Here is a 26,308-nt window from a genome sequence, read left to right on the forward strand (position 1 = left end):
TGATAGGGCTCGACCTTGTCCGGGCCTGGGGACGTCTGAGTGGAGAGTGAGACAATGCCCATGCCAGCATGCGGCCTGCCGCAGATCGCCTCGTTTCGTCTGGTGCTCGGATGACTGCTTCTGCCTCTCGCAAGCCGCGTTCCGATGACAATTCGATGCGCTTCGGCACGTTTTGGCCGAAGGCGAAGACCATGCTGCCATCGGCCAAGATCGCATCGCTCAATCCCGATGCCATGGACCTTGCGAACCACATCGCCCTCGCCCATGCGTGCGAGGAGGTCGGGCTGGATCTGACCTTGATCGGTGATGGCTATGCGCCAAGCTCCGAGGAGGCGAGCGGGTTCGGCTTCCAGGACCCATCACTGCATGCCATCGTGCTCACGGCGCCGCTGATGCAGGCAACGAAGCATCTGGGCATCATCACCACGCTGCACACGCAGTTCTTCCATCCCGTGCAGATCGCACGCTTCGGCTCGCACTTCGACTGGCTGAGCGGCGGTCGCTGGGGCTGGAACATCGTCAATGGCTATCGTGACTACGAGGCGAGCCTGTTCGGCATCGACAAGCTGCCCGACAGCGCCAGCCAGTATGATGCGGCCGAGGACGCGGTGCAGATCATCGAGGGTGTGTGGAACGGCAAGGGCCGTGTTGACTACGACGGCGAGCATTTCCGCGCGCATGGCAAGATGCGCGGTCCCTTCCCTCCCGAGCGCCCCGTCTTCGTCTGCGCAGCGGCGTCCGAGCGTGGCCGGCGCTTCACCGCAAAGCACTGCGACTTCCTGTTCGCTTCGCCCTCCTCCATGGCAGACATGCCGGGGGTCAATGCATCCCTCGCAGAGCACACGAAGGAGGCGGGACGGGAGACACCCCCGCGCGTGCTGGCGCTGGCGGACATCCTGGTGCGCGATGAGCCCGGTGAGGCGGCGCGGCTGATGGAAGACCTGCTCGGCAGCATGGAGGGCGAGGCCGGCCGGAAATGGGCGGCGCAAATGGCGCTGCTGCGCAAGAACCCCGACACGCCCAGCAAGTTCCCCTACTTCGCCGGCACCGCGGCCGAAGTGGCAGAACAGATTATCGCCGCAAACCGCGATCACGGGGTGAACGGGCTGCTGTTCCGCATGCCGCTCTGGTCAGCGGAGGAGATGCTCCGGCTGAAGCCCGTCTTCGCACTACTCGAGAGGGCCGGAGTTTGGACCCCGCCGGCCGCCCGCGGCTATTGCTGGTAAGGGCAACGAGAATGGATATCCGGTTCGACGGACGTGCCGTGCTCGTCAGCGGCGGCGCCCAGGGCATCGGGCGGGCGATCTGCGTCGCGTTTCGCGACAGCGGCGCCCGCGTGCATGTGGTCGATCGCGATCCCCGTGTGGAGGAAGCCGCGCGGGAGATGGGAATCACCGCGCATGTCGCCGACCTGACGGACCAGGCGGCGGCTGCGGCGGTGGTTCAGGACGTCGTCGCGCAGGAGGGCTGCCTCGACGTGCTGGCCCTCGCCGCTGGCGGGCCGCTCGGATTCAGCGGACTCAGCCTGGCCGAGATCACGGACGAGAACTGGGACCGCATCATGGATGCGAATGTGAAGTGCGGGCTGTGGCTGTCGCAGGCCGCTGCACCCGTGATGGCAAGGGCCGGCTGGGGGCGGATCGTGCTCATCTCCTCGGGTGCGGCGATGCGCGCGAGCCGCACCGGGCTACACGCCTACACCGCTGCCAAGCACGCCGTGATCGGCTTGACCCGTCAGCTTTCGGTTGGGCTTGGGCGACAGGGCATCACGGTGAACTCCGTGGCTCCCGGGTTGATCCTGTCTGGTCCCGATGCGCGCAACCAGTGGGACGGCTATAGTGAGGAGAAGAAGGCACAGCTCCTCTCGGGTCTCAGCACCGGGCGGCTCAGCCGGGCTGAGGATATTGCCCATGCGACGCTGTTCCTGGCCAGCGAACAGGCGGCCTCGATCACCGGCCAAGTCCTGGCGGTCGACGGAGGGCGCATATGAGCCTCGGTCCCGTCCTCGCCCATATCGACGCCAACCGGGATGGCTTCGTGCGGCGCCTGATCGAGTATGTGCGGCATCCCTCGATCAGCGCGCAGAATATCGGCATTCAGGAGGTGTCGAAGCTCCTTGTCGGAATGCTGAAGGGTCTCGACCTGGCCGCGGAGGTCATCCCGACCCATGGGCATCCCATGGTGTTCGCTCGATGGGACGGCGCACCGGGCAAGCCCACCGTGCTCCTCTACGGTCACTACGACGTGCAGCCACCCGAACCGCTGGAGAAATGGACCTCCCCGCCCTTCGAGCCGACGATCCGCGACGGCCGGATCTATGCTCGCGGTGTTGGGGACAACAAGGGGCAGCATTTCGCGCAGTTGATGGCGATCGAATCCCACCTCGCCGTGCATGGGCGGCTGCCCTGCAACGTCGTGATGTTGCTGGAAGGCGAGGAGGAGATCGGCAGTCCTCACTGCGCCGAGTTCGTGCGCGCCAATCGCGACCTGCTGAAGGCGGATCTGGTGATCACGGCGGATGGGCCGATGCATCCCTCAGGCGTGCCGATCATTTCCTTCGGCGTGCGCGGCGTGGCGAAGTTCGAGTTGCGGGCGCGCACCGCGAAGCGCGACGCGCATTCGGGCAATTTTGGCAACATCCTGCCCAACGCGATCTGGAAGCTCGTGCATCTTCTCGGCACCATGAAGGATGCCACCGGCACGATCACGATCGACGGTCTTCACGACAACATCGTGCCACCGACCGACCTCGATCGGGCGGCAGTTGCACGCCTGCCGCTCGATCTGCCGGCGCTACAGGAAGAGCTAGGGTTCACGGAACTCGATGCGCCGCAGGACCGAGGCTTCTACGAACGCCTGATGTTCCATCCGACGCTAACCATCAACGGCTTCCACGGCGGCTATGGAGGGCCCGGACCCAAGACGGTTCTGCCGGCCGAGGCGACGGTGAAGTGCGACATACGCCTGGTGGAAGGGCAGACGCCGGACGATGTCCTCGCCAAGGTCGCCGCGCATGTGCGCAAGCACGCGCCGGATGTGACCTTTATCCCGGGCGGCGGGATGCTGCCCTCACGCGTTCCACTCGACATGCCTTTCGCGGCGAAGCTGCGCGAGGCTGTTGCGGTCGGACAGGGCGCGGAGCCGCTGATCTATCCAAGCCTTGGCGGCAGCCTGCCCGACTATGTGTTTACGAAAATCCTCGGCACACCAGCGGTGCAGATCCCTTATGCCAACGCCGACGAAGCGAACCATGCTCCGAACGAGAACCTGACGCTCGACTGCTTCCACAAGGGGATCCGCACTGGCGCGGCGCTGCTGGCGCATCTGGGGGATGGCGCGACCTGAAGAAGACGGGGGAGGTACCAGGCCCCTCCCCCTCCAGACTTTCCGCAGCCAGGAGGGGGACTGACCCCGCTCCTGGCACCGTCACTCGGCCAAGGCGCTCAACGCCTCCCGCAATGAATGCGCCACGCGGTTCCGGGCCTGCCGGGCCGACACCGCATACAGCCTTGCCTCATCTGTTCCCGGTGTCGCAGCCGCCAGGCGCCTGAGCGGTTCGAGCACAGGCCAAGCAGGCAGCGGCATTGCGGGGTCATGAGTGAAGCGGTCACCATTCGTGTAGTCGAGCGGCACGAGCGCGCGCGACAGCCGGATCAGCGCTGCGTTCAGGCGATCCTCAGGCCAAGTCGCATGGGCCCGAGACAGCGCCTCCACCAGCTTCGCGACGGCCGCCTGTAGCCCATCGATGGGCACGTCACGAATCGCCGCCGCGCCAAGCTTGCCGAGCTCCACCTGAAGTGCAGCGAGCTGCGCGGCATGGTCGATCGGCAGCACCGCATCGGTCAGCAGGTGATAAAGGATCTCGAGGTAGATGCGTGCATCGCGCGCGAGGTTTTCGGGATCGATCTTGTCGAGCAGATCATCCGGCGTGTGCCACCACCAGCCCAGCGCATGGCGCAGCTTTACCTTGCCTGGCATCTGCTCGCTGAAGGCCATGAACATCGCCGGGATGCCGATGCCCCAGAAGCTTTCGTCGCCGCCACGACCGATGCGCTTGGCGCGCAAGGACTGACCCGACTGCCTCGCAATGACGTCAGCGGCAAGCGCGTGCAACTCGATTGCCGTCGGGGCCTCGGAGAGGACGCTGGCGCCGGCCGCACCCACGCTGTCGATGTTCACATGCGCAGCGCAGCGACGCTCGAGTTCATCCCAATGCGTATCCGCATACCAGGCAGAGCTGGAGTAGCGGCCGTGGGAATGGCCGGACCAGAAACACAGCCGCAATCCGCGGCGCCAAGCCGTCCGCGACTGCGCACAAAGCCGCGCCACCTCCATCATGGTGATGTTGGCGGTGCCGTTGTCCATCACTCCGTGGTACCAGGTGTCGTGATGGCCAGAGAACAGGATGAAGGGCTCATCCTTGGCCGTTGGATCGGCGGGCAGTTCCGCAACCAGGATCGGCGTCTTGCGCCAGCCGGTGTCGACCTCCGCGAAGAGGATCACGGCAGGAGCTTCGCCTCGCTCCAGCGCCTCGCGCAACGTACTGCCATCGGCCTCCGAGACGGTACAGGCGATGGTAGTCGGCAAATTTGCAACGGTCTGGTCGGACGGATTGCCCCAGACCGGGGAAAGGCACATCTCGTGCAGATGCTCGTGCGGGCTGATATTCAGCTGACCGATAGCGCCAGCGCGCGAGGCACGTAGCGCCAGCGGCGGCGTCGCGATGCCCTCGGCGAGCACGATGCATCCCCGCACATCCTTGCCACGGAAATCCGCCTCGCTTCCCTCGCCGACATAGACCAGGGGGCCGGTCACGCCACCTGCCGGCGAGGGACGCGACATGGAATGCGTGATGGCCTTCAGCTCACGGCCATCGGCAAGGACACGCGCTGGGCCAGGCAGGCTGATATAGGCGTCGTGTTCGACCAGCGTGGTGGCAAATCCGTAGCCATCCATCACCCGACGGATATAGGCGAGGCTCTCGGCCTCTTCGGCTGTGCCGCTCAGCTTCACATAGCGCGCGATATGCGTCAGGTGACGCATCATCCCCGCTGCGTCCACACGATCGGTCGCCACGGCGCGCGTGGCCGCGGCCACAGTGCTGGCCATGCTGTGTCTCCTCAAGATAAGTCCTGCGGCCTCAGCCGCGTTACGTCAGACGAGAGGAAGGGCCGATGCGTCCGTGCTGCCGGGCAGCCGATAGCCGGCCTCCACGATGCCGCGCGCGCGCGTGCCGACCGCAGCGAGATGCTCGGTCCAGAGCCGTTCGGTGAGCGCCTCGTCCCCTGCGATGATGGCTTTCATCATGTTGCGCAGCGCTGCGAAGGTCATCCGATTGCGGCTGCGCTCATGCAGCGAGATGAAACGGATCAGCGCGATGCGGTTGTGCAGCGCCTGGAGGTTCTCCGCGAGATACGGATTGCCACTGCCCGACGCCACGGCGCGGTAATAAGCGCTGCCGGCTTCGAGAAGCTCGAGCGGAGTGCCGCTTTCGCGCAGATCCTCCAGCCGCTTCATCGTCGCCTTCAGGGCAGCGACGTCCTCCGGGCGGCGCAGCCGGGCGAACTGGCGCGCGGCGAAGCTCTCGAGCACGCCGCGCAGCGCATAAAGATGGTCCACTTCCTCGGGCGTCAGCACGGCAACGACGGGCCCACGATGCGGCATGGTGGAGATCAGGCCTTCCGCCTCCAGCACGCGCAGAGCCTCGCGAAGCGATGGGCGGCTGACGCCGGTCAGTTCGCACAGCTCTCGCTCGCGGAGCTGCTGCCCAGGACGGAACCGGCCGGTGATGATGGCGAGGCGCAGGCGATCGGCGACAAGCGAGCGCAGGCTGACGGCCTGCCCAGCGACAAGCAGCGCGCCGTCCTTCATGCCTTCGAGCTGATCTGCCGGTCCGTGCATGAACGCCCCTTAGCCGACTGCTCCGGAGACTGATACCCCGCGCGCCCTGTAAGATTGTCCTACAAACTTCAAATATGCTTGTCAATCTGTTGCGGCGACCCTAGCGTGCATCAATGCTGGATCACAAGCGAAGCGACCTGCCATGACTCGGTCCTACGGGCGCCTGCGCATCGGGTCCTTCGTGCAGCGATGGATTTTGGCGACATGCGCGAAAGAGCGCCTTCAGGGAGCGCCGGCCGACTGCGAGGCCAAGTGAGGAGACCCGAATGACCAAAGCGAGAATGCAGCCGGGCCGGCGCCAGGCTCTGAAGGGCGCCGCGGCGATGATTGGTGGTGTGGTATCTCAGCCTGCCATCGCACAGACCGACGAATTCCCGAGCCGTCCGATCCGTCTCGTGGTTGCCTATCCGCCCGGCAACGTGTCGGACCTTGTTGCCCGCTTCGTCGCCGAGCGGATGATGCCGGTCCTTGGACAGCCGGTGGTGGTGGATAATCGCGGTGGCGCCGGCGGAACCATCGGAACCGAGCACATCGCGCGCAGTGCGTCCGACGGCTATACAGTCGGCATCGCCAATGCCGGGCCGCTGACCATCGCGCCCAGCCTCTACCCCAACCTCCCATACGATCCGGTGCGCGACTTCTCGCAGGTCGGGCCGCTCGCCATCGGCGCGCATCTGTTCGTCGTGCATCCCTCCCTTCCCGTGAACGACATCCAGGGGCTGGTCGCCTATGCGCGGGCCAATCCTGGGCGGATCTTCTATGGGTCCTCGGGCAATGGCTCGACGCAGCATCTGGCCATGGCGCTGTTCCAGACGCTGACGGGAGTGGAGCTGACGCATGCGCCCTATCGCGGCTCGGCCGCTGCGATGAACGACCTGCTGGCCGGCCAGCTTCAGCTCGCCTCGGATACGCTTTCGGCGACCACGGGGCTTGTGCGGTCGGGCCGCCTCCGCGCCCTGGGCGTGACATCGAAGCAGCGCTCAGACTTCGTGCCGGACATCAAGCCAATCGCCGAGCAAGGTGTGCCGGACTATGACTTCTATGGCTGGATCGCGCTCATGGGTCCGGCTGGCCTACCAGCCAGGGTACGCCAGAAGCTGGCCGACGCCGTGGCGGCGGTGACCCGGCAGCCCGATTTTGCCGAGCGCATGGCGCAGTTCGGCCTTTCGCCGATGACGCAGTCGCCTGAGGAACTGGAACAGTTCATCCGCTTCGACGCAGATCGCTGGCGCCGGGTCATCACCACGTCGGGAATTCGGATCGACGGCTGAGGATTGAGGAACACCTTCCGCGCCAGATTCCGTGAGTTTGCAGCTCGTTGCTTCGCAGGACGCCGTGAAGCGCCGACGACGCAGCTGAGCGGACGGAGAACCTGACCATCCCGTCCTGGCCGTATTGGCAAAAGGGCGATCGTCAGAACACGGCTCCGTTCAGGGCTTAGGGCTGGAATTCCAGCCCCGAGCGATCCGGCATCAGTCCAGCGTATTGATCACTCAGATGCGAAATCAGACACGCCACATCTTGCCGCGAGGAAGTCCCGAAAGGCCCGTACCGGGGGGCTGAGATCGCGCTCTGGTGTGGTCACCGCCGCAATGGCCCGCGTTGATCGCGGGCGCAGAGGCACGGTTCGGCACCCGGCAAGGTCCAGCCCACTGAGCGCGGTACGTGGCAGAATGGTGGCGCCAATCCCTGCCGCGACCATCGCGACGACGGATGGGTTCGCCACCATCTCCTGTACAACACGGGGCATCAGGCCTGCTTCACGAAACAGGCCCTCGAGTGCCTCGCGCATCTCAATCCCCCGTGGATTAAGCACCAAAGGACGCTTAGCAACGTCGACGAGAGCCATGTGCCTGCTCCGCGCAGCGCCGTCGCCAGCTGGAAGCACGACCAGAAGCTCTTCATCGAAGAGCGGTGTGACGAGCAGCCCCTCCAGCCCATGACCGTGGGGCAGCAGCGCAATGTCCGTCCCGCCTCGCCGCAGCATCGCCAGGGCCGTGACGGAATCGGCGTCGCGCAGCCGAAGCTCGATCCCGGAATACTTGGCAGAGAACTCCAGCGCGAGGCGCGGCAGCAAGCTCGCCGCCAAGGAGGGCAGGACCACCACCGAGACCAGGCCGCGCTGCAGCGATGCCTCCTCACGCAGACCGGCCATGAGCCGCAGGAGGTCGCCACAGACGCGGCGCAGCGGCTCTCGCATCGCCTCACCTTGCGGCGTCAAGGTGACGCTCCGTGTGGTGCGGTAAAGCAACGCAACCCCTAACGCCTGCTCCAGCTGCCGGACGCGTGTGCTGAGTGCCGACTGTGAAATGCTCATCCGCTCAGCCGCGCCGCGGAAGCTGCCAACCTCGATGACCGCCAGAAATGTGGCAAGGTGGCTGAGGTTGATATCGCGGAACAGCCGCGGGAGATCTGCATCGGACATCGATCACAATTCCAGATCAATCTGCTCGAATGTAGCGTTTGACGCGACCCTCGTGCCATCCCTAGCCTGCCGAAAACCGCCCTCCGAAAGGGCGGATGGATGAGGGCAACGTCAGACACAGCCATGCACGCTCGGTTCCCACGAAGGGGCCTTCCGGGCCTCGCGCTCCTCGCCGCGACGGCGCCGGCTCGGGCTCAGAGCCCTTCCCAGGCGGGGCGGCCCATTACGATCATCGTGCCCTTCGGCGCGGGGTCCAGCACCGATATCCTGGCCCGGATCATCGCACGCCGCATGTCGGCCGAACTGGGCCAGACGGTGCTGGTCGAGAATCGCGCCGGTGCGGGAGGGACGCTAGGCAGTCTTGCCGTCGCCCGCGCTGCGCCGGATGGGCACACGCTGGTCATGGGCACCATCGCCTCGCACTCCATCAACGCATCGCTGATGCGAGACATCCCATACCGCGTACTGGAGGATTTCACACCCATCTCGCTGGTGGCGCAGTTCCCGAACCTGCTGGCGGCTGGACGGGACCTGCCGGCGGGCAGCATCCCGGAACTCGTGGAGTTGTCGCGCCAGGGACGTGGCTTGAACTTCGCCACCGGCGGCGTGGGCTCCTCGGGGCAGATGGCGGGCGAGTTGCTGCGGCTGCGCACAGGCGCGCACCTCAACCACGTTCCCTACCGCGAGGTCGGGCAGGCGATCAGCGACACCATTGCCGGCCACGTTCCGCTGCTGATCTATCAGGTGCCGGCGCTAGTCTCGGCCGTGAATGCCGGGCGCATCAAGGCATTGTCCGTGCTGGCTCCTCAGCGGACCCCGCTCCTGCCCGAAACGCCCACGCCGCGCGAGCAGGGTCTGGAGGATTTCGACGCGACGGCCTGGATGGGACTGTTCGGCCCGCCGCATCTGCCCGACCGCATCACCACCCTGCTGCAAGGCTTGGTCGCCGGGGCGGCGCGCGACGAGGCGCTGCAGGCGCAGCTGACACAGCAGGGCTTCACCTTCGTCGGCAGCGATCCGGCTGAGTTCCGGCGCTTCCTCCAGGCCGACATCACCAAATGGGCCGAGGTCGTTCGAGCAACGGGAGCAAGCAGTGATTGAGGATTCCATGCGAACGGTTCCGCTGCGCGACATCGCCCATGCGCGCTCCGGTGAGAAGGGCGACAGTGCGATGGTTTCCGTCATCGCTTTCGAGGAGGCGGATTATCCTCTCCTCGCCGCGCAGGTGACGGTGGAGGCGGTGCGGGAGTTGTTCGGGCCCATCGCCCATGGCGCCATCATTCGCCACGAGGTCCCGACACTCGGCGCCCTGAACTTCGTGCTCGACGGCGTCTTGGAAGGGGGACGTTCCCGCACATTGGCCTTCGAGGAGTCGGGGAAAGCGCTGTCCTCTTTGATGCTCACCCTGCCGGTGCGGGTTCCGGCCGGGCTTCCGCCCCGATGCGCCGTGCCACCCATGCCCGTCCGCGCCCCGCCACTGACAGGTCGATCGGTCCGCCTCGGGGCAGCCACCGCATGGTCGCGCGACCGCTTCGAGCACGCTACTGCGCTCGTGGAGCGGGGGCGGCTGGACTATTTGTGCTTCGAAAGCATGTCCGAGGTGACAATGAGCGCCGCCCAGGCTGCGTTCATGGAGGACGCGACCGCGCCGCCCTATGACCCCTATCTTGTGTCGCGGCTGAAGCCAATTCTGAGTCGATGCAAGGATCGCGGTATCCGCATCATCAGCAACCAGGGCTGGCTTGATCCTCGCGCCGCCGCCCGGCGCGTCGCCGCGCTCGCACAGGAACTGGGGATTGAGGATCTTCGTGTCGCGGCGGTGACCGGCGGCCTCCTCACCGATCAGATCGCCGATCTGGACCTCGCCTTCCAGGAAACCGGACGACCAGTCGCGGAGAGCCGGGAGGCGATCGTCTCGGCAGAGGCCTATATGGGAGCCGAGGGGATTGCGGCAGCCCTGGCCGGCGGCGCCGATGTGGTGCTTACCTCGCGCGTCGCCGATGCCTGCCTTTATCTCGGTCCTCTGATGCATGAGTTCGGTTGGACGGCGGACGACCCTGACCTCATGGCGCGAGGCATGATCATCGGCCACCTGATGGAATGCGGGACGCAGATCTGCGGCGGCTATTTTGCCGATCCCGGCCGGAAGGAGGTTCCGGACCTCGCTGATATCGGAAGTCCGATTGCCGAGGTGACAGAAGACCGCGTCGTGCTGTCGAAGCTGCCGGGCAGTGGCGGGCTGCTGACGCCAGCTACCTGCAAGGAGCAGCTTCTCTACGAGGTGGGCGACCCCGCCAATTATCTCTGCCCGGATTGCGTGGCCGATCTGACGCAGGCCCGCTTCGTGCAGCGTGCCCCTGACGAGGTCGAGGTCCTGATCGGCCCGACCCCCGGCAAGCCACGGCCGGCGACATTGAAGGTCCTGGTCGGGCTGCGCGAAGGCTTCATGACCGAGGAAATGGTGATCTTCGCGGGCCCCGCCGCCCTGGCGCGCGCTGAGGCCACACGCGCCCTACTCGAGGAGCGTTTCCGCCGCGTCGATCTCCAGGCCGAGGCGCTGCGCTTCGACCTGTTGGGCCTCAACGCCGTGCACCGGGAGGCGACGCCGCCCGCAACACACGAGCCCTACGAGGTCATTCTCCGCGTCGCTCTAAGGACGACGAGCCGCCAGGAAGCGGAGAAGCTGCGCCGTGAAGTGGACCCGCTCGCGGTGAACGGTCTGGCCGGCACCGGAAAATGGGCCACGAGTGCCTCGGGGTCCCGTATCCGGCCAGTCGTTGGGCTGCAATCCTGCCTGGTCCAGCGAGACGTGCCTCGGTGGGAAGTGACGACGATCTCTGTCGCGAAGGAGGCCGCATAACCATGCTTCGGCGAACGCTGCTGGCTGCGCTCACGCTCGGTGCGGGGCCTGCCTTAGCCCAGCCAGCCACCAATGCTTGGCCTGCGCGCCAGCCTATAACCATGATCCTGCCTGCTGGCCCTGGCGGCTCTTCGGACCCTTTGGCGCGGCTCCTGGCGGAGGAAATCGGCAAGCGCATCGGCCAGAGTATCATCGTGCAGAACCGGCCGGGCGCCGGCGGCAATATCGGCATGGCGCAGGCGGCCCGTTCGCGGCCCGACGGCTATACACTGGTGATCTCATGGACCGGGCCGCTGGCAACCAACCTCGCCCTCTACCGCGACGTGGGTTACGACCCGCGGCGCGACTTGGCGCCGGTGGGGATGGTGGGCTGCACACCTAACGTGCTGGCAGTGAGCGCCACATCACCTGCACGAGACCTTTCTCTTTTCATGGAGGGCACGCGTGACCGTGGTTCGCAGGTCTCCTACGGCACCACCGGCGTTGGCAGCTCCTGGCACATTGCCGGGGAGATGGTGAATCTGCGGATCGGCAACCGCCTCACTCACGTGCCCTATACAACCCCTTCCGCTGCGCTCAGTGATCTGTTGGGGGGGCGCCTGGATGCGATTTTCCCGGTCGTCCCGATGACGGTGCCACATGTGCAGGCGGGGACGATCCGGGTGCTGGCGGTCTTCTCGGAACGCCGCTCCAGCGTGCTGCCGGAAGTACCGACCACCGCCGAGTTGGGGCATCCCGAGCTGGTCAGCGAAACCTGCTTTGCCCTCCTGGCACCCAACGGGACCCCAGCGACGTTGATTGAGCGCCTGAACCTGGAGCTGAATGCCATCCTTGCCGAGCCCGACATGCGCGCCCGTATCGAAGCGATGGGCGTTTCGGTCTCCGGCGGCCCGCCGGCGGACCTGTCTCGGTACTTGGAACGTGAGATCCCGCGGCAGGCGGAGATTGTAGCGGCATCGGGTGCCAAGGCAGACTGAGGGCGGGCAACGCGGCATTCATGCTCCGCGGGGGTCATCGCCTTGGGGACGTCGTTCGGAGCAAGCGTGACCTAACCCACGCAGGATGAGCACCACTTGCGAGCCCTGCGGTGCAGCTGTGGCATTCGGTTGCGGTGCTTGAGCGCAGGCACTTATGCTCGTCCAGCGCCTGCAGCGCCGCATGTATACTCAGTCAGACCTTCTTTGTGATCCGCATGTGACCGAAGGAGCACCCGCATGATCGCACGCCGCCTCGCCCTTGCCCTTCCGCTCGCCCTTCCATCGGGCCGGGCTTCCGCGCAGGGAGGGGGCTTCGGACAGCGGCCTATTCGCCTCATCGTGCCGCGCGCGCCGGGCGGGGGCTCGGATATCCTGGCGCGGACACTCGCTCCGTCCCTTTCGGCCGAGTTGCGGCAGACCATCGTCGTGGAGAACCGGCCCGATGCGACGGCGATCATCGGTGCGGAGCACGTCGCGCGATCGGCCCCGGATGGCCACACGATCTACCTCGCGGACAACTCCTTCTACTTCAATCCATCCATCAATCCCCGCCTTCCCTACGACACGATCAACGACTTCAGCGGCATCACCATGATGGCCCACGCACCCGTGGTGCTCATCATCGGGCGGCAGGTGCAGGCGACCAACCTCCGGGAACTGATTGCGCTGGCAAAGGCCAATCCGGGGCGCCTCAGCTACGCCTCAGGCGGAGTCGGAGCCTCCACGCATTTCGCCGGGGTGCTGCTGGCGCTGCGCGCGGGGATCGAGCTAATCCATGTCCCCTATCGCTCCTCCGGTCCCGCGCTCACGGCGCTCATGTCGGGCGAGGTGACCATGAACTTCGGCGGCTTTGCCGCGGCGGGTGAACTGATCCGGGCAGGCACCGTGCGCGCCATCGCGAAAACCACCGAGGGCGTCGACCCGTCCATTCCCACCTTCGAAGCCGCGGGGCTGCCGGGCGTCGATGTCGCCAGCCTCTGGGGTCTGCATGCCCCCGCCGGCACCCCCCTCCCCCTGCGTCAGACGATCCGCGACGCGGTGAACAAGGTAATGGAAGATCCGGAACTACGCGCGCGCCTGAACCAGATGGGCTACCAGCCGATCAACAACACGCCCGAGGAACACGATGCGCAGACGCGCGCCATTGTCCAGCAATGGGTCGAGATCGGACGCCGGGTGAACCTGCACCAGTAACCGGGTCAGACCGTCTTCGACATGAAGCCGCCATCCACAAGCAGCTCCGTGCCGGTGATGTAGCGGGCCTCGTCGGACGCCAGGAACAATGCGGCGTACGCCACATCCCAGGCATCACCGCGGCGTCCCATCGGCACACGCCGGCGTGCCTCCTCCTGGATGGCATTGGCGTCGCCGCGGTTTCCCTGCCGCGCGATGCGGTGCGCGATGAGCGGCGTGTCCATCATGCCGGGGATGATCGTGTTGGCCCTGATCCCATCCGGCGCATGCCGGACCGCGATCTGCCGGGTCAGCTGAACCAAGGCGGCCTTCCCCGCCGAATAGCCGGCATGGTCATGCCCAAGATGGCGTAGCCCGCCGATCGAGCCGACGGTGTTGATCACGCCGCGCCCCTGGCGGACCATGACCGGCAGCACTGCCTTGCTGCCGATGAAGACGCTGGTGCAGTTGATGTCGAGCTGTGCCCGGAAGGTCTCGACCGACATCTCGATCGGCCCGCCCGGTGCGCCGCGGCCGACGTTGCAGTGCAGTATGTCCAAGCGGCCATGCCGGGCCACCGTCTCTGCCACAATGCGGTTGGTCTCCTCCTCATCCAGCACGTCAAGCGCTGCGACATCGCAGGCGCCGCCCTCCTCGCGGATGAGTGTCGCGGTGGCCTCCGCGGCGGGAAGGTCCCGGTCGGTCACCACGACATGGGCGCCGGCGCGGGAGAAGAGGACAGCCGTCGCGCGCCCGTTGCCCCATCCTGGCGCACAGCTGCCGGCACCGGTCACCAGGGCGACGCGGCCTGCGAGACGCCCAGTCACCGGCATGTCAGGAGGGTTCATGGTGCAGTCTTCCTTGGGGAGCGGATTCAGGATGCTGCCTTCGCCCGCGTGCGGAACTCCTGTTGCACCTCGTCGAGGGTCAAGAACTCGGCACCCTGCCGCGTGAGCTCATCGATCAGCTTCTCAAGGATCAGCATGCGGTGGCCACGCCCGATGACGTAGGGATGGAAGGTGTAGACGAGCATCCCCCATTCGGTCGTCCGGCGCATGTACTCGAAATCCGCGATCCAGTTCTCGAGCACTGCGTTCGCATTGGCGAGGCCTGGAAGAATCTGCTCCTTGGTCCGGATGAACTCGAAATGCGGGTGGTCATCGAGGCTCCAGGAGATCGGCATCTCGACCAAATCAATGGTCTCGCCAAACACCATGGGCTGGTCAGGCTCCACCTTGTCGCCACGCCGGGCGAAGTAGGGCTCGCAATCGTGCCCCATCATGGAGCTGTCATAGCTGCAGCCATGCTTGAGGCAGAGGTCGAGGGTGCGGTCGCTGATATCCCAGGCGGGCGACCTGTAGCCCTGTGGCCCCTGCCCCGTCAGCTCCTTGATAGCGGCGACCGCGCGCTCGAACTCCTCGGCCTCGCGCTTCGCCTCGAGCTGGGCCGGCGGGACATGGCTCCAGCCGTGATGGCCGATCTCATGCCCTTCGCGCACCAGGCGCTCGCACGCCGCGGGGTAGGTCTTGATGACGACGCCGGGGACGTACCAGGAGGATTTGAGACCCCGGCTGCGGAGCAGGTCCAGGATCCGTCCCGCGCCGATCACGCCGAACTCGCCGCGCGAGATTGGCGTGGGTGTCGTCATGCCGCGCGCCGCGAAACCGGACCAGGTGTCGAAGTCGAATGAAAGGCAGGCGATGTGACGCGGCATTCGCGGAGCCTCCTGGGGTGCGGGGACTCGCCGCCGCTTGCAGTCATGTTACCGTTCCCGAGGATGACTCCGCGCCACCACCCCTGCAAGGCCCCGCATATCGTCCAAGGAGCAAGCCACACGTGACCAAGCCCCGCCTCCTGCTGGTGAACGCCTTTCAGCTTTCCCCTGGTTCCGGCTACACGCTGCGCCCTCCCAGCGGCGACCGCGAGACGCTGGTGATGGACTATGAAAATGTCGCCCATCACCTCGCCGATGTGGATTGGGATGCGCATCCCGGCGCACCTGCGAGTCACGGCGACCACCCGGTCGAAACGCGGGAGGAGTTCCTGATCGTTGGCGCCAACCGCATCCGTGTCGTGCGCGAGGCCTGCGAGAAGGGCGGATGGGACGCCATTGTCCTCCTGGGTGGTGGCGATCCGGGCTTCACGGAGAGCGTGGAGATCGGGCGCCGCTTCGGCATCCCGGTGACAAGCTGCGCCCATGCCCAGATGCATCTTGCAACGATGCTGGGCCACCGCTTCGGCATCGTGGATATCTCCGAGACGCACAACGTCCAGATGGCGCGTCTGGTGGTCGAATACCGCTTCACCGAGCATTGCTCTGGCATCCGCAACATTGACTTCCCGCTTCCACGCCCGGCCAACAAGGGCCGCCCGAGCATTTCAGAAGAGCGCGCCAAGGCCCTGCGCGGCGAAGCCTCCGCAATGCTGGACGCGGCGGTCGCCGCCGCCGAGGCCGCTATCGAGGAGGACGGGGCAGAAAGCATCATCCTTGGCTGCTCGGCCGCATATTGGATGCGGCCTTTCCTGCAGAACCGGTTGACGGAAGCAGGCTGGGACGTGCCGGTCCTCGAAGGCTATTCCAGCGCCATCGAGATGGCCAAGCTTATGATACGCATGAAGCTGACGGCAAGCGGCCTCGCCTATCCGATGGACCCGCCGAAGCGGTCCCGCCGGCGGAAGCTCGTCTAAGGCTGCGCCCGCGGGCGGCATCGCCCAGCCCTGATGGCACGCAGACAATCATGGAGGCTCGTTCAAGCGGCCTCCGTGCTGAGGCGAAGCGCCCTGGCCGATGGCGCCGTTCGTCGGGCCGAGCACATCCGAGCCCATCGAGAGCCCCCCGCAGACGAAGAGCGTCTGGCCCGTGATGTAGCCGCTGCGCGGGTCGAGCAAGAAGGCGACAGCGTGCGCCACCTCCTCGGGCCGGCCCAGACGCTGGGCGGGCACGCCGCGCGTCAGGCGCAACACGTCCGGCGAGTTTGGCGGGTTGTTGCGGCGGAACAGCTCCGTGTCGATCATGCCCGGCCCCACGGCGTTCACCGTGATGCCATCGGCCGCCAGCTCCCGCGCCCAGCTTCGGGTCATGGAAGCCAACGCCGCCTTGGTCGCGGCATAGGCGCTCCGCGTCTCGCGCCCGAAGACGGCCCGGCTGACGAGGTTCACCACCCGGCCGGAGCGGCGCGCACGCATGCCAGGCAGCACGGCCTCCAGTGCCGCCACGGCGCTGCCGATGTTCAGCCGGTTCAGCCAGGCCTGGCTGCTGCCGTCGCTCTCCGCCACCATCTCCCGCTTCGATGAGCCGACATTGTTGACCAGCCCGCTCACTTCGGCCTGGGCCGCGACCAGCTCGGTGATGACCGCCCTCGCCTCCTCCACGTTGGAGAGGTCCGCCTGGCGGAACACGGAAATCCCAGGGGGCGGGTCGTCCAGCATGTCGAGGCCGATGACGCGGTGCCCATCGGCCACAAGGCGCTCGCAGATGGCACGACCGATGCCGCGCGCGACGCCCGTCACGATCGTGGTGGGCTGGCTCATGGAGGCATGCTCCCGGCTGACCGGCCGCCGCAGACGGCCAGAACCTGACCCGTGATTGGTAGCGCAAGCGGGTCGCAGAAGAAGGCAACGGCGTGCGCCACGGCGGCCACATCCGGATGGGCGACCAGCGCATCAGGACGCGGCATCCGCGGATCCTCCGGCAGCGGCCCGGTGAGAATGACATTGGCGGTGGCGCCGAGCGGGGCAAGCTCGAGTGACCACGAGCGTGCAAGGCCAATCATCCCCGCCCCGACCGCGCCGGCGGCGCCAGCCTCGGCGAGACCGCGGGCGGCCCAGTCCGTCAGCACCACGATGCGCGTATCGGCAACGGCATGGCGCGCCACAAGGTCCCGTACAACCAGTCCTGCCGTGATGAGACTCTCATCCAACGCCGCAACCATCGCCGCCGCATCGAGGGCGTCCTGCCCCCGTCCGGGGCGCGAGGGAGGCGCGAGAACGAGCGCGGATGGCGGCAACTGCGATCTGAAGGCCTCGCTGTATACGAAGCGACCGGTCGCGGCGAGGAAACCGTCCTGCTCCATGCGCTTCGCGATCGTGGCGAGCCAGGGCTCGGCCTCTCCAAGCAGGAGCGCTCGCCGGCTCGTCACGGCAGCGGTCCGATGGACGGGGGGTAGAGCGGCTCGGCGAGTGGAAAGTCAAACCGCCCAAGTGGAACCGATCGTGATCTCAAGCGCATGGCATCGTCACCTTCGCCTCTGCATTGAATGGGATGCCTGCTGCGCCAGCAAAGCCACTGCCACGGAAGTGTCGCCTCGCGATTGAACGACTAGACATTGCCACCTCAGCCCCGAGCACAGCGATAGGGTCAATTTGTCAGAGCGCAGTGCGGCATCAACACTAGGCTTAGGCAGATCTCCGCCTGCACGCGCAATGCGACACCCACGCTAAACCCTGGCTGCGAACTCTATGCACCATGCCAGCGAGCCGCCGCGTGCGCCCACGGCCCTCACGCCGCCTTCACCCCGGCGAAGCGCAACTCCGTGTCGTGATCCAGATGACGCGGGCGACCTCCTCGCCAGGATTGTCGAACATGTGCGGGACGGAAGAAGGAAAGCGGAAGGTGTCGCCTGGGTCCAGCAGCTCCACCACGCCGTCCAGCGTCAGCCGCAACCGGCCCGCCAGCACGTATCCGGCCTTCTCGCCCTCGTGCTGCATGAAGTCGGTGCCGGAGGCGCCACCAGGATTCAGCGCCAACTCGTACATCTCGAGCAGGCCCTTGCCGGGGGGCAGCAGCGCCTCCTTCAGTACTCCGCTGCGGGTCAGCCTCAGCAGCCGCCGGTTCCCGCGCCGCACCACGTAGCGAGCAACCGCATCCTCCTCTCGCGCCTCGAAAAAGTAGGAGACGGGGACGTCGAGCGCGAGGCCGAGCAGGCGCAGGGTTCGCAGCGATGGCGTGGCGCGGCCGCGCTCCAGCAGGCTCACCATGGCGGTGGAGAGCTGCGCCCGTTCCGCGAGGGCGCCGATGGTCAGCCCAGCCCGGCGGCGCAGCAGGCGGATCGCCTCGCCCAGCCGGCGATCGTCCTCCCCCTCGTCGGGGCGGGCCAGAGCCTCTCCATCCACCGTATGCTCCATCCCGCGTCCCTCCGACCCTCTCACGCCTATGCCCCGCCCAGAAAACGTAATCCAGTTAAACTTGCTTGCAATGATGCGGAGCTTGCTTAACACTCAGCCTCAAATAAGACTTCGCATTGGGGGCGAGCATGGTTGATTTCCGCATCGATCGTCGTGCCGTGCTGGGGCTCGGGGCAGCCGCTGCGCTCGCTCCTTGCACCGGGCAAGCCCAGCCCCGGCCGCCGGAGCGCCCGCGCGGGCAGGTGATCGTCGGCCTTTCACAGGAGCCCACGGTCTTCAACCCGCTGATGCCTGGCATCGAAGTGGACCAGGGCGTCTGGTGGAACCTGTTCTCGCCGCTCTGGTACACTGACCCCGAGGGCAATCTCGTTCCCGACTTGGCGAGGGAGGTGCCGACGCTGGACAATGGCGGCATCTCCACCGACGGTCTGACCTGGACTGTGAAACTGCGCCAGGGCGCCACTTGGCACGACGGCACGCCCTTCACGGCCGAGGACGTGAAGTTCACCCTCGAACTCATCAACAACCCATCCTTCCGTGCGCGCTCGCGCATCGGCCATCAACTGGTGCGCGATATCCGCGTGACGGCTCCTGATGAGATCACCTGGCGGATGGAAGCGGCCTATGCGCCCTACCTCTCCATCCTGTCGTTGACCTTCATGGTGCCCCGGCACTTGCTCTCGGGCGTTGATCCGAACACGGCGACCTTCAACAGCGCGCCCGTGGGCACCGGCCCGTTCCGCTGGGGCGCGCGCCAGCCGGGCGACAACATCACCCTGACGGCTAGCCCGGCCTATCACGGGAACGGGCCGTTCCTGGAGCGGGTGGTGTTCAAGTACATCCCCGACCTCACGGTGCTCTACACGCAGTTCCGCACCGGGCAGGTGGATCACACCTCCATCCAGGGCATCTCGCCACCCTTCGTGCGGGAGGCGCGGACGCTGCGCGGGCGGGTGATCCACGTGAACCCCTCTGCCTCCATCGAGCACATCGCGCCCAACCTGGAATTTGGCCCGCTAGCCGACAAGGCCGTGCGACAGGCGCTCTACATGGCGGTGAACAAGCGCGCGCTGATCGACGCCATCTATTACGGCCTGCCTGCGCCCACGGAATCCTTCCTGCCGCGCCAATCCTGGGCCTTCAACGCGGACTTGCCAGCACACAAGCACGACCCCGCGGCGGCGAACGCCCTGCTGGACCAGGCGGGCTGGCGCCGCGGTGCAGGTGGCGTGCGTGAGAAGAACGGGGTGAAGCTGGAGTTCACCAACAGCACCACCACCGGCAACCCCGTGCGCGAGCAGGCGCAGCAATTGCTGATGCAGGACTGGCGCGGCATCGGCGCCACCATGCGCGTGCAGAACATGCCGGCGGCCGTGATCTGGGGCGAGTTCTGGCAGCAGTCGCGCTTCCAGTCAGTCATGGTCGGCGTGAACTTCACCCTGGGCGCCGACCCGGACGTGACGCCGCGCTTCCACTCCTCCGCCATCGGCGCCAAGGGCGGGCGTGGACAGAACAACTACCAGTTCGTCAATGCGGAGGTGGACGGCCTGCTGGTGCAGGGCGCGACGCAGTTCAATCAAGCACAGCGCAGGGCGACCTATCAGCGCATCCAGGCCTTGGTGCGAGAGGAGCTGGCCATCCTTCCACTATTTCAATCAGCCGCCGTGGAAGGGGTGAAGGAAGGGCTGAACGGCTATCGGCCCAACCAGAACACCTCCTCCAATTGCTGGAACATCCGCGAGTGGTTCTGGACCGCGTGAGGTGAGCGGCTTCCTTGCCCGCCGCCTCGGGCAGTCGCTCGTGCTGCTGGTGCTGGTCTCGATGGTGGGCTTCGCCATCCTGCACCTCGCACCGGGCGGGCCGATGTCGCAATTCGCCAGCGGCTCCGACATGACCCAGGAGGATCTGGACCGCATCGCCGAGCAGCTTGGGCTGAACCGGCCGCTGCCGGTGCAGTATGCCGAGTGGTTCTGGCGGATGCTGCAAGGCGACTGGGGCCGCTCCTACCGCGATGGCGAGGCGGTGCTGAACGTCATCGGCTCCCATCTGGGTGCCACGCTGCAATTGATGCTGACGGCAACTTTGCTGGCCATCATCATCGGCGTCGTGATCGGCACGCTGGGGGCTATCCGCCGCCATTCGATTTTCGACACGCTGGCGACGGTCGGCGCGATGATCGCGCTGTCCATCCCCACCTTCTGGTTCGGGCTGGTGGCGATCTACGTGTTCTCGGTCTGGCTGGACTGGCTGCCCTCGGGCAACCGCTTCACTCCCGGCGATGGTTCGCCATTGGACCTGCTGCGCCACCTGATCCTGCCGGCCATGGTGCTGGCGCTGGTGGAGACAGCGATCTGGAGCCGCTTCATGCGTTCCTCCATGCTGGACGTGGTGAACCAGGACTACATCCGCACCGCGCGCGCCAAGGGCGTGCCGGAAGCGCGCATCCTGCTGCGCCACGCCTTCCGCAACGCCGCCCTGCCGATGATCACCGTGCTGGGGCTGCAACTGCCCACCTTGCTCGGCGGCGCTCTGGTGACGGAGACGGTGTTCACCTGGCCGGGCATGGGGCGGCTCTTCCTCGATTCCATCTCCTACCGCGACTACCCGGTGGTGATGGGCATCCTGATGTTCAGCGCCACGCTGGTGCTGCTGGGCTCGCTGCTGGCAGACCTGCTGCACGCGGTGGCCGACCCGCGGATCCGCCTCGGATGAGCCTCGCCCTTTCCGCCCCGGCCTTCCGCCGCTTCCGTCGGCACCGGCTGGCCGCCTTCGGCGCGGCCACTATCGTCCTTTTGACGCTGGGCTGCTTCCTCGGCCCCTTCCTGCTGCCCTTCGACGACACCACCATCGACGTGATGAACCGCTTCGCCCCGCCGCTCTCGGGCGCGCACGTCCTGGGCACGGACGAGTTGGGGCGGGACATGCTGGCACGACTGATGATGGGTGGGCGCGTGTCCCTCATCGTCGGCTTCACCGCCATGGCCATCGGCATGGCGCTGGGCATCCTGGTGGGCGCCGTCGCCGGTTTCCATGGCGGCTGGCTGGGCGCGGCGCTGATGCGCTTCGTGGATGCGGTGCTGTGCTTTCCCACGATCTTCCTGCTGCTGGCGCTGGCCGCGCTGGTCTCGCCCGGGCTGCTCTCCATCATCATCCTGATCGCCGCCACCTCCTGGATGGACGTGGCGCGCATCGTGGAGGGTCAGGTGAAGTCCCTGCGCGAGCGGGACTTCGCCGTGGCGGCGCAGGTGCTCGGCGCCTCGGATGCGCGCATCATCGTGCACGAGCTGGTGCCCAACGCCGTGGCACCGATCGTGGTGGCAGCGACGCTGAACGTGGCACGCGCCATCCTGCTGGAAAGCTACGTTTCCTTCCTCGGCTACGGCATCCAGCCGCCGGTGCCCTCCTGGGGGAACATGCTGAACAACGCGCAGATCTACCTCACCTCCGCCCCCTGGCTCGCCATCCTGCCGGGGCTGGCCATCACCCTCGCCGTCACCTCCTTCAACTTCCTGGGCGATGGGCTGCGCGACGCGCTGGACCCGCGGATGCGCGCACGATGAGCGGCGCACCCATTCTCGACGTTCGCAACCTATCCGTCCGCTTCCGGACGGAGGGCGGCGATGTGCCAGCGGTCAGCGACCTGTCCTTCACCCTTGATCGTGGTGAGACGCTGGCGGTGGTGGGGGAAAGCGGGTCGGGCAAGTCCGTCACCTCGCTTGCGCTGATGCGTCTGCTGCCGAAGGACTCCGCCGTGACGGTGACCGGCCAGGCGCTTCTGGAGGGGCGTGACCTCCTAGCGATCCCGGAGCCCGAGATGCGCAAGCTGCGCGGCGGTGCCATCTCCATGGTGTTCCAGGAGCCGATGACCTCGCTGAACCCCACCACGCCCGTCGGCGCCCAGGTGGCGGAGGCCGTGCAGTTGCATCGTGACCTGGACCGCCGCGCGGCGCGCGAAGAAGCAGCGCGGCTGCTGGATCTGGTGGGCATCCCGGCGGCACGGCAGCGCATGGACGACTACCCGCACCACCTTTCGGGCGGGATGCGCCAGCGGGTCATGATTGCCATGGCGCTTTCCTGCGACCCCGGCGTGCTGATCGCCGACGAGCCGACCACCGCGCTGGACGTGACCATCCAGGCACAGATCCTCGACCTGCTGAAACGGTTGCAGGAGCGCACCGGCATGGCGGTGGTCTTCATCACCCACAATCTGGGCGTGGTGGCGGAGATCGCTGACCGTGTGCTGGTGATGTATGGCGGCCGCGCCGTGGAGCAGGCACCGCTGCGCCCGCTCTTCAGCCGGCCACTGATGCCCTACACCGCCGGGCTTCTGCGCTCCGTGCCGCGCATGGAGTTGGCCGGGCGGCGCGCTGGTCCGCTGCCAGCGATTCCCGGTAACGTGCCGGACCCGCGCCACATGCCCCCGGGATGCGTCTTTCACCCGCGCTGCGCACACCACCAGCCCGGCCGCTGCGACGCCGCCGCCCCCGTGCTTGAAGCGGCGGACGAGGCGCGCGAGGTGCGCTGCCTGCGCTGGCGGGAACTCGCCGCATGACCGCCCTGGTGGAGCTGCGCGAACTGCGAAAGTGGTTCCCGGTCGGCGGCGGGCTGTTCCGGCGCAAGCAGCAGGTGAAGGCCATCGACGGCGTCACGCTGGATATCCGGCGGGGCGAGATCCTGTCCCTCGTGGGTGAGAGCGGCTCGGGAAAGACCACCGTGGGCCGCGCCATCCTGCGCCTGCTGGAGCCCACCAACGGCACCATTCGCTTCGACGGGCAGGACATCACTCACCTGGGCCGCGCCGCCATGCGCCCACTGCGACGTAGGATGCAGCTGGTCTTCCAGGACCCGTTTGCCTCGCTGAACCCGCGCCACACGGTGGAGCGCATCGTCGCCTCGCCCCTGGCCATCCAGGGCGAGAGCGGCGGGCGCGAGCGGGTGATGGAGGCGCTGGAGATGGTGGGCCTGCAGCGCCACCATGCCGCGCGCTACCCGCATGAACTGTCCGGTGGGCAGCGCCAGCGCGTTGGCATTGCCCGCGCGCTGATCCTGCGGCCCGAGCTGCTGGTGGCCGACGAGCCGGTGAGCGCGCTGGACGTCTCCATCCAGGCTCAGGTGGTGAACCTGCTGCTGGAGCTGAAGGAGCGGCTGGGGCTGACCATCCTGTTCATCTCCCACGACCTGTCCGTGGTGGGGCATATCAGCGACCGCATCGCAGTGATGTATCTGGGCCGGCTGGTGGAGGTGGCCGAGACGCGCGACCTGTTCCGCACCCCGCGCCACCCCTACACGGAAGCGCTGCTCTCCGCCGCGCCAGACCCGGATCCGGATGCGCGGCGCCGGCGCATCATACTGCAGGGCGACATTCCGAGCCCGCTGGACCCACCGCCGGGCTGCGCCTTCGCCGGGCGCTGCCGCTTCGCCCTGGACGCGTGCCGTGCCGCGCCGCCTCCCCTGCGGCAGGTCGCGCCGGGGCACCTTTCCGCCTGCATCCGTGACGACATCCACCTGCAATCGCCCCTCGACGAAGGAGCCACCCATGTCCCCGCCGGTTGACCGCATCCCCAGCGACGAACGCCTACCGGAGGCCGCAGACGTCGTCATCATCGGGGGCGGCATCATCGGCGTCTCCGCCGCGCTGCACCTCGCGCGGCAGGGACGCTCGGTCGCGCTGATCGAGAAGGGGCAGGTCGGCGCCGAGCAATCCTCGCGCAACTGGGGCTGGTGCCGCGTCCAAGGGCGCGACCCCGATGAGATCCCGCTCGCCCAGGCCAGCCTGCGCCTATGGGGCGACATGAACGAGGTGATCGGCGGTGAGTCGGGCTTTCGCCGCACCGGCATCATCCGCGCCACGCGCGACCCGGCGCAGATGGCGGAATGGGAAGGCTGGGCTGCCGAGGCGCAGGGAATGCAGCAGCACACGCGCGTCCTTTCCGCCACCGAGGTGAAGGAATTGCTGCCCGGCAACACGGAAGACTTCATCGGCGGGCTGCACACGCCGACCGACGGCCGCGCCGAGCCCTCCATGGCCGCGCCCGCCATCGCCGCCGGCGCGCGCAAGCTGGGAAATGTTTCCATCCACCAGAACTGCGCCGCGCGCGGGCTGGAGACGACGGGCGGGCGCGTCAGCGCGGTGGTGACGGAGAAGGGGCGCATCCGAACCGATGCGGTGATCCTGTCCGGCGGCGCCTGGTCGTCGCTCTTCCTCAAGCGCCATGGGGTCACGCTGCCGGCGGCGGTGGTGAACGCTACGGCCTTCCGCACCCAGCCGGGCCTCGATCTCACCGAGGGCAACCTGTCGACCTCCGCCTATTGCCTGCGCCGGCGCTTGGATGGCGGCTACACGGTGGCGCTGAGCGGCGTTGGCACGCTGGAACTGACCCCCGAAAATCTGCTGAACGCGCGCGCCTTTTGGCCGATGTTCCAGAAGCGCCGCAAGAATTTGCGCTTCCGCCTGGGCCGACGCTTCCTGGACGGGCTGCGTCAGCGCGCCGACTGGGCCATGGACGCGCCCAGCCCCTTCGAGGCCGAGCGCGTGCGCGACCCTGCGCCCGACCCCGCGCTGGTGAATCGTGCGCTCTCCTCGCTGCGCGCCGCTTATCCCGGCCAGCGCATCGAGGTCGCGGAGGCCTGGGGCGGCGCCATTGACAGCACGCCGGATGCGGTCCCGGTGATCTCCCCCTGCGAGGGTTTGCCCGGACTGACGCTGGCCACGGGGTTCAGCGGCCATGGCTTCGGCATCGGGCCCGCCGCCGGCACGCTCGCGGCGAACCTCGCCACCGGGGAGGCGCCGATCGTGGATCCACGCGCCTTCCGCCATTCGCGCTTCCTGTCCGGCGAGCCGATCCGGGCGTCGCGCTCGCTCTGATGGCCTTCGTCTATAAGGCTGACCCGGCGCGCGGCGAGGTGTGGAAGCGCCACTTCGCCGAGCGACGCCCGGACCTGCCCTTCCACCTCTGGCCCGAGACGGGCGACCCGGCGCAGGTGCGCTACCTATGCGCCTGGATGCCGCCCGAGGATATTCCCGGCACCTTCCCGAATCTTGAGATCCTTTTCTCCGTCGGTGCCGGGGTGGACCAGCTTCCGCTGGACAGCCTGCCGCCGGAGTTGCCCGTCGTGCGCATGATCGAGGAGGGGCTGACCGCCGGCATGGCGGAGTACTGCGCCGCCGCTGTGCTGGCCCTGCACCGCGACCTGCCTCTGTACCGCGAGCGCCAGGCGCGGGGCGAATGGACGACGGAGCCGGTGCGCCTCGCCATGCAGCGCAGCGTCGGGGTGATGGGGCTGGGGGTTCTGGGGCAGGCCGTGCTGGGGGCGCTACGCCCCTTCGGCTTCCGCCTGCATGGGTGGAACCGTTCACCACGCGCCATCGCAGGCGTCACGGTGCATGAGCGCCTGGAGGACATGCTGCCGCAGGTGGAGATCCTCATCTGCCTGCTTCCGTTGACCGAAGAGACGCGCGGCATTCTGAACGCACGGCTGTTCGGAATGCTGCCGCGCGGCGCGAGGATCGTGAACGTGGCCCGTGGCGGGCACTTGGTTGAGGCGGACCTTCTGGCAGAGCTGGATTCCGGCCAGCTCGCCGCCGCAGTGCTGGATGTGGCGGAGCCGGAGCCACCGCCGCCCGGCCACCCCTTCTGGACGCATCCGCGCATCTGGCTGACGCCGCACATCGCCAGCATGACTCAGCCCGAGACGGCGGTGGAGGCGGTTTTCGCCAATCTGGAGCGCCACGCGCGCGGCGAGCCACTGGTGGGGCTGGTCGAGCGTGGCAAGGGGTACTGAGACGTATCCGTTGCCGTGATGCGCCATCCCCAGCGTGTCCTCTTCCTGTCTGGTCGCAACGTGCCT

The 26,308-nt window shown here is 67.1% G+C and carries 24 protein-coding genes; 16 read left to right on the top strand and 8 right to left on the bottom strand.

Annotated features, from left to right (window positions below; genetic code table 11):
• Window positions 1-155: 155 nt before the first annotated feature.
• Genes JTJ31_RS08800 through JTJ31_RS08810 form a run of 3 tightly spaced genes read left to right on the top strand, consistent with a single transcriptional unit; the run spans window position 156 to window position 3,345 of the window.
• Complete coding sequence (locus JTJ31_RS08800; RefSeq protein ID WP_268957033.1) at window positions 156-1,226, top strand: LLM class flavin-dependent oxidoreductase; 1,071 nt, start codon at window positions 156-158, stop codon at window positions 1,224-1,226.
• An 11-nt stretch (window positions 1,227-1,237) separates the two neighbouring features.
• Window positions 1,238-1,990, top strand: coding sequence for an SDR family NAD(P)-dependent oxidoreductase (locus tag JTJ31_RS08805; RefSeq protein ID WP_207538283.1), 753 nt, complete (start codon window positions 1,238-1,240; stop codon window positions 1,988-1,990).
• A complete protein-coding gene (locus tag JTJ31_RS08810) occupies window positions 1,987-3,345 on the top strand; it encodes a M20/M25/M40 family metallo-hydrolase (RefSeq protein ID WP_207538284.1) in 1,359 nt (452 codons plus the stop codon). The genes JTJ31_RS08805 and JTJ31_RS08810 overlap by 4 nt, the downstream gene beginning before the upstream one ends.
• Window positions 3,346-3,426: 81 nt before the next feature.
• On the opposite strand, the gene JTJ31_RS08815 is transcribed toward JTJ31_RS08810, so the two are convergent.
• Both JTJ31_RS08815 and JTJ31_RS08820 read right to left on the bottom strand, forming a co-directional pair.
• Window positions 3,427-5,109, bottom strand: a complete 1,683-nt coding sequence (locus JTJ31_RS08815; protein WP_207538285.1) for a M28 family peptidase — start codon at window positions 5,107-5,109, stop codon at window positions 3,427-3,429.
• A 45-nt stretch (window positions 5,110-5,154) separates the two neighbouring features.
• A complete protein-coding gene (locus JTJ31_RS08820) occupies window positions 5,155-5,901 on the bottom strand; it encodes a GntR family transcriptional regulator (RefSeq protein ID WP_207538286.1) in 747 nt (248 codons plus the stop codon).
• Window positions 5,902-6,167: 266 nt separating this feature from the next.
• Between JTJ31_RS08820 and JTJ31_RS08825 the strand changes: the two genes are divergently transcribed.
• A complete protein-coding gene (locus JTJ31_RS08825) occupies window positions 6,168-7,172 on the top strand; it encodes a Bug family tripartite tricarboxylate transporter substrate binding protein (protein ID WP_207538287.1) in 1,005 nt (334 codons plus the stop codon).
• A 218-nt stretch (window positions 7,173-7,390) separates the two neighbouring features.
• On the opposite strand, the gene JTJ31_RS08830 is transcribed toward JTJ31_RS08825, so the two are convergent.
• Complete coding sequence (locus JTJ31_RS08830; RefSeq protein WP_207538288.1) at window positions 7,391-8,326, bottom strand: LysR family transcriptional regulator; 936 nt, start codon at window positions 8,324-8,326, stop codon at window positions 7,391-7,393.
• A gap of 123 nt (window positions 8,327-8,449) precedes the next feature.
• Here JTJ31_RS08830 and JTJ31_RS08835 point away from each other — a divergent pair, with 123 nt between their 5' ends.
• From JTJ31_RS08835 to JTJ31_RS08850, 4 genes are all read left to right on the top strand, one after another.
• On the top strand, window positions 8,450-9,427 hold the full coding sequence (locus tag JTJ31_RS08835; protein WP_207538289.1) for a Bug family tripartite tricarboxylate transporter substrate binding protein: 978 nt from the start codon (window positions 8,450-8,452) through the stop codon (window positions 9,425-9,427).
• 7 nt (window positions 9,428-9,434) lie between these two features.
• The gene (locus JTJ31_RS08840; protein ID WP_207538290.1) at window positions 9,435-11,186 is read left to right on the top strand and encodes an acyclic terpene utilization AtuA family protein; all 1,752 of its coding nucleotides are present in this window, start codon (window positions 9,435-9,437) and stop codon (window positions 11,184-11,186) included.
• 140 nt (window positions 11,187-11,326) lie between these two features.
• On the top strand, window positions 11,327-12,163 hold the full coding sequence (locus JTJ31_RS08845) for a Bug family tripartite tricarboxylate transporter substrate binding protein (protein ID WP_207538291.1): 837 nt from the start codon (window positions 11,327-11,329) through the stop codon (window positions 12,161-12,163).
• A gap of 237 nt (window positions 12,164-12,400) precedes the next feature.
• Window positions 12,401-13,357, top strand: coding sequence for a tripartite tricarboxylate transporter substrate-binding protein (locus JTJ31_RS08850; protein WP_207538292.1), 957 nt, complete (start codon window positions 12,401-12,403; stop codon window positions 13,355-13,357).
• Between the two features lie 5 nt (window positions 13,358-13,362).
• Here the strand turns inward: JTJ31_RS08850 and JTJ31_RS08855 are convergent, their stop codons facing one another.
• Together JTJ31_RS08855 and JTJ31_RS08860 are read right to left on the bottom strand one after the other, a co-directional pair.
• On the bottom strand, window positions 13,363-14,184 hold the full coding sequence (locus JTJ31_RS08855; RefSeq protein ID WP_236020034.1) for an SDR family NAD(P)-dependent oxidoreductase: 822 nt from the start codon (window positions 14,182-14,184) through the stop codon (window positions 13,363-13,365).
• Window positions 14,185-14,210: 26 nt separating this feature from the next.
• Window positions 14,211-15,050: a polysaccharide deacetylase family protein gene (locus tag JTJ31_RS08860; protein ID WP_207538293.1), complete on the bottom strand. Its 840-nt coding sequence runs from the start codon at window positions 15,048-15,050 to the stop codon at window positions 14,211-14,213.
• 122 nt (window positions 15,051-15,172) lie between these two features.
• Between JTJ31_RS08860 and JTJ31_RS08865 the strand changes: the two genes are divergently transcribed.
• Window positions 15,173-16,024 (top strand): aspartate/glutamate racemase family protein, encoded by an 852-nt coding sequence (locus JTJ31_RS08865; protein ID WP_207538294.1) that lies wholly within the window; start codon window positions 15,173-15,175, stop codon window positions 16,022-16,024.
• Between the two features lie 48 nt (window positions 16,025-16,072).
• Here JTJ31_RS08865 and JTJ31_RS08870 read toward each other — a convergent pair whose 3' ends face one another.
• From JTJ31_RS08870 to JTJ31_RS08880, 3 genes are all read right to left on the bottom strand, one after another.
• Window positions 16,073-16,867 (bottom strand): SDR family oxidoreductase, encoded by a 795-nt coding sequence (locus tag JTJ31_RS08870; protein ID WP_207538295.1) that lies wholly within the window; start codon window positions 16,865-16,867, stop codon window positions 16,073-16,075.
• Window positions 16,864-17,475, bottom strand: coding sequence for an SDR family oxidoreductase (locus JTJ31_RS08875; RefSeq protein WP_207538296.1), 612 nt, complete (start codon window positions 17,473-17,475; stop codon window positions 16,864-16,866). The genes JTJ31_RS08870 and JTJ31_RS08875 overlap by 4 nt, the downstream gene beginning before the upstream one ends.
• 370 nt (window positions 17,476-17,845) lie before the next feature.
• Window positions 17,846-18,460 carry a helix-turn-helix domain-containing protein gene (locus tag JTJ31_RS08880; RefSeq protein WP_207538297.1) on the bottom strand — a complete coding sequence of 205 codons (615 nt, stop codon included), beginning with the start codon at window positions 18,458-18,460 and terminating at the stop codon, window positions 17,846-17,848.
• A gap of 128 nt (window positions 18,461-18,588) precedes the next feature.
• On the opposite strand from JTJ31_RS08880, the gene JTJ31_RS08885 reads away from it, so the two are divergent.
• Genes JTJ31_RS08885 through JTJ31_RS08915 form a run of 7 tightly spaced genes read left to right on the top strand, consistent with a single transcriptional unit; the run spans window position 18,589 to window position 26,242 of the window.
• Window positions 18,589-20,220, top strand: a complete 1,632-nt coding sequence (locus JTJ31_RS08885) for a peptide ABC transporter substrate-binding protein (RefSeq protein WP_207538298.1) — start codon at window positions 18,589-18,591, stop codon at window positions 20,218-20,220.
• A gap of 1 nt (window position 20,221) precedes the next feature.
• Complete coding sequence (locus tag JTJ31_RS08890; RefSeq protein WP_207538299.1) at window positions 20,222-21,172, top strand: ABC transporter permease; 951 nt, start codon at window positions 20,222-20,224, stop codon at window positions 21,170-21,172.
• A complete protein-coding gene (locus JTJ31_RS08895) occupies window positions 21,169-22,020 on the top strand; it encodes an ABC transporter permease (RefSeq protein ID WP_207538300.1) in 852 nt (283 codons plus the stop codon). Before JTJ31_RS08890 ends, JTJ31_RS08895 begins: the two co-directional genes overlap by 4 nt.
• Window positions 22,017-23,012, top strand: a complete 996-nt coding sequence (locus tag JTJ31_RS08900; protein ID WP_207538301.1) for an ABC transporter ATP-binding protein — start codon at window positions 22,017-22,019, stop codon at window positions 23,010-23,012. The genes JTJ31_RS08895 and JTJ31_RS08900 overlap by 4 nt, the downstream gene beginning before the upstream one ends.
• Window positions 23,009-24,013, top strand: coding sequence for an ABC transporter ATP-binding protein (locus JTJ31_RS08905; protein WP_207538302.1), 1,005 nt, complete (start codon window positions 23,009-23,011; stop codon window positions 24,011-24,013). The genes JTJ31_RS08900 and JTJ31_RS08905 overlap by 4 nt, the downstream gene beginning before the upstream one ends.
• A complete protein-coding gene (locus JTJ31_RS08910) occupies window positions 23,997-25,325 on the top strand; it encodes an NAD(P)/FAD-dependent oxidoreductase (protein ID WP_207538303.1) in 1,329 nt (442 codons plus the stop codon). The genes JTJ31_RS08905 and JTJ31_RS08910 overlap by 17 nt, the downstream gene beginning before the upstream one ends.
• Entirely contained in the window at window positions 25,325-26,242 is a 918-nt protein-coding gene (locus JTJ31_RS08915) for a 2-hydroxyacid dehydrogenase (RefSeq protein ID WP_207538304.1), read from the top strand. The genes JTJ31_RS08910 and JTJ31_RS08915 overlap by 1 nt, the downstream gene beginning before the upstream one ends.
• Window positions 26,243-26,308 lie beyond the last annotated feature (66 nt).

This window comes from Sabulicella rubraurantiaca, assembly GCF_017355885.1.
In the GTDB taxonomy this organism is placed as follows: Bacteria; Pseudomonadota; Alphaproteobacteria; order Acetobacterales; family Acetobacteraceae; genus Roseococcus; species Roseococcus rubraurantiacus.

Bases quoted from the DNA above. Each gene is read 5' to 3' on its own strand.
- JTJ31_RS08800 (WP_268957033.1), top strand. From the start codon at position 156: ATGCGCTTCGGCACGTTTTGGCCGAAGGCGAAGACCATGCTGCCATCG.
- JTJ31_RS08805 (WP_207538283.1), top strand. From the start codon at position 1,238: ATGGATATCCGGTTCGACGGACGTGCCGTGCTCGTCAGCGGCGGCGCC.
- JTJ31_RS08810 (WP_207538284.1), top strand. From the start codon at position 1,987: ATGAGCCTCGGTCCCGTCCTCGCCCATATCGACGCCAACCGGGATGGC.
- JTJ31_RS08815 (WP_207538285.1), bottom strand. From the start codon at position 5,109: ATGGCCAGCACTGTGGCCGCGGCCACGCGCGCCGTGGCGACCGATCGT.
- JTJ31_RS08820 (WP_207538286.1), bottom strand. From the start codon at position 5,901: ATGCACGGACCGGCAGATCAGCTCGAAGGCATGAAGGACGGCGCGCTG.
- JTJ31_RS08825 (WP_207538287.1), top strand. From the start codon at position 6,168: ATGACCAAAGCGAGAATGCAGCCGGGCCGGCGCCAGGCTCTGAAGGGC.
- JTJ31_RS08830 (WP_207538288.1), bottom strand. From the start codon at position 8,326: ATGTCCGATGCAGATCTCCCGCGGCTGTTCCGCGATATCAACCTCAGC.
- JTJ31_RS08835 (WP_207538289.1), top strand. From the start codon at position 8,450: ATGCACGCTCGGTTCCCACGAAGGGGCCTTCCGGGCCTCGCGCTCCTC.
- JTJ31_RS08840 (WP_207538290.1), top strand. From the start codon at position 9,435: ATGCGAACGGTTCCGCTGCGCGACATCGCCCATGCGCGCTCCGGTGAG.
- JTJ31_RS08850 (WP_207538292.1), top strand. From the start codon at position 12,401: ATGATCGCACGCCGCCTCGCCCTTGCCCTTCCGCTCGCCCTTCCATCG.
- JTJ31_RS08855 (WP_236020034.1), bottom strand. From the start codon at position 14,184: ATGAACCCTCCTGACATGCCGGTGACTGGGCGTCTCGCAGGCCGCGTC.
- JTJ31_RS08860 (WP_207538293.1), bottom strand. From the start codon at position 15,050: ATGCCGCGTCACATCGCCTGCCTTTCATTCGACTTCGACACCTGGTCC.
- JTJ31_RS08870 (WP_207538295.1), bottom strand. From the start codon at position 16,867: ATGAGCCAGCCCACCACGATCGTGACGGGCGTCGCGCGCGGCATCGGT.
- JTJ31_RS08880 (WP_207538297.1), bottom strand. From the start codon at position 18,460: ATGGAGCATACGGTGGATGGAGAGGCTCTGGCCCGCCCCGACGAGGGG.
- JTJ31_RS08885 (WP_207538298.1), top strand. From the start codon at position 18,589: ATGGTTGATTTCCGCATCGATCGTCGTGCCGTGCTGGGGCTCGGGGCA.
- JTJ31_RS08895 (WP_207538300.1), top strand. From the start codon at position 21,169: ATGAGCCTCGCCCTTTCCGCCCCGGCCTTCCGCCGCTTCCGTCGGCAC.
- JTJ31_RS08900 (WP_207538301.1), top strand. From the start codon at position 22,017: ATGAGCGGCGCACCCATTCTCGACGTTCGCAACCTATCCGTCCGCTTC.
- JTJ31_RS08905 (WP_207538302.1), top strand. From the start codon at position 23,009: ATGACCGCCCTGGTGGAGCTGCGCGAACTGCGAAAGTGGTTCCCGGTC.
- JTJ31_RS08910 (WP_207538303.1), top strand. From the start codon at position 23,997: ATGTCCCCGCCGGTTGACCGCATCCCCAGCGACGAACGCCTACCGGAG.
- JTJ31_RS08915 (WP_207538304.1), top strand. From the start codon at position 25,325: ATGGCCTTCGTCTATAAGGCTGACCCGGCGCGCGGCGAGGTGTGGAAG.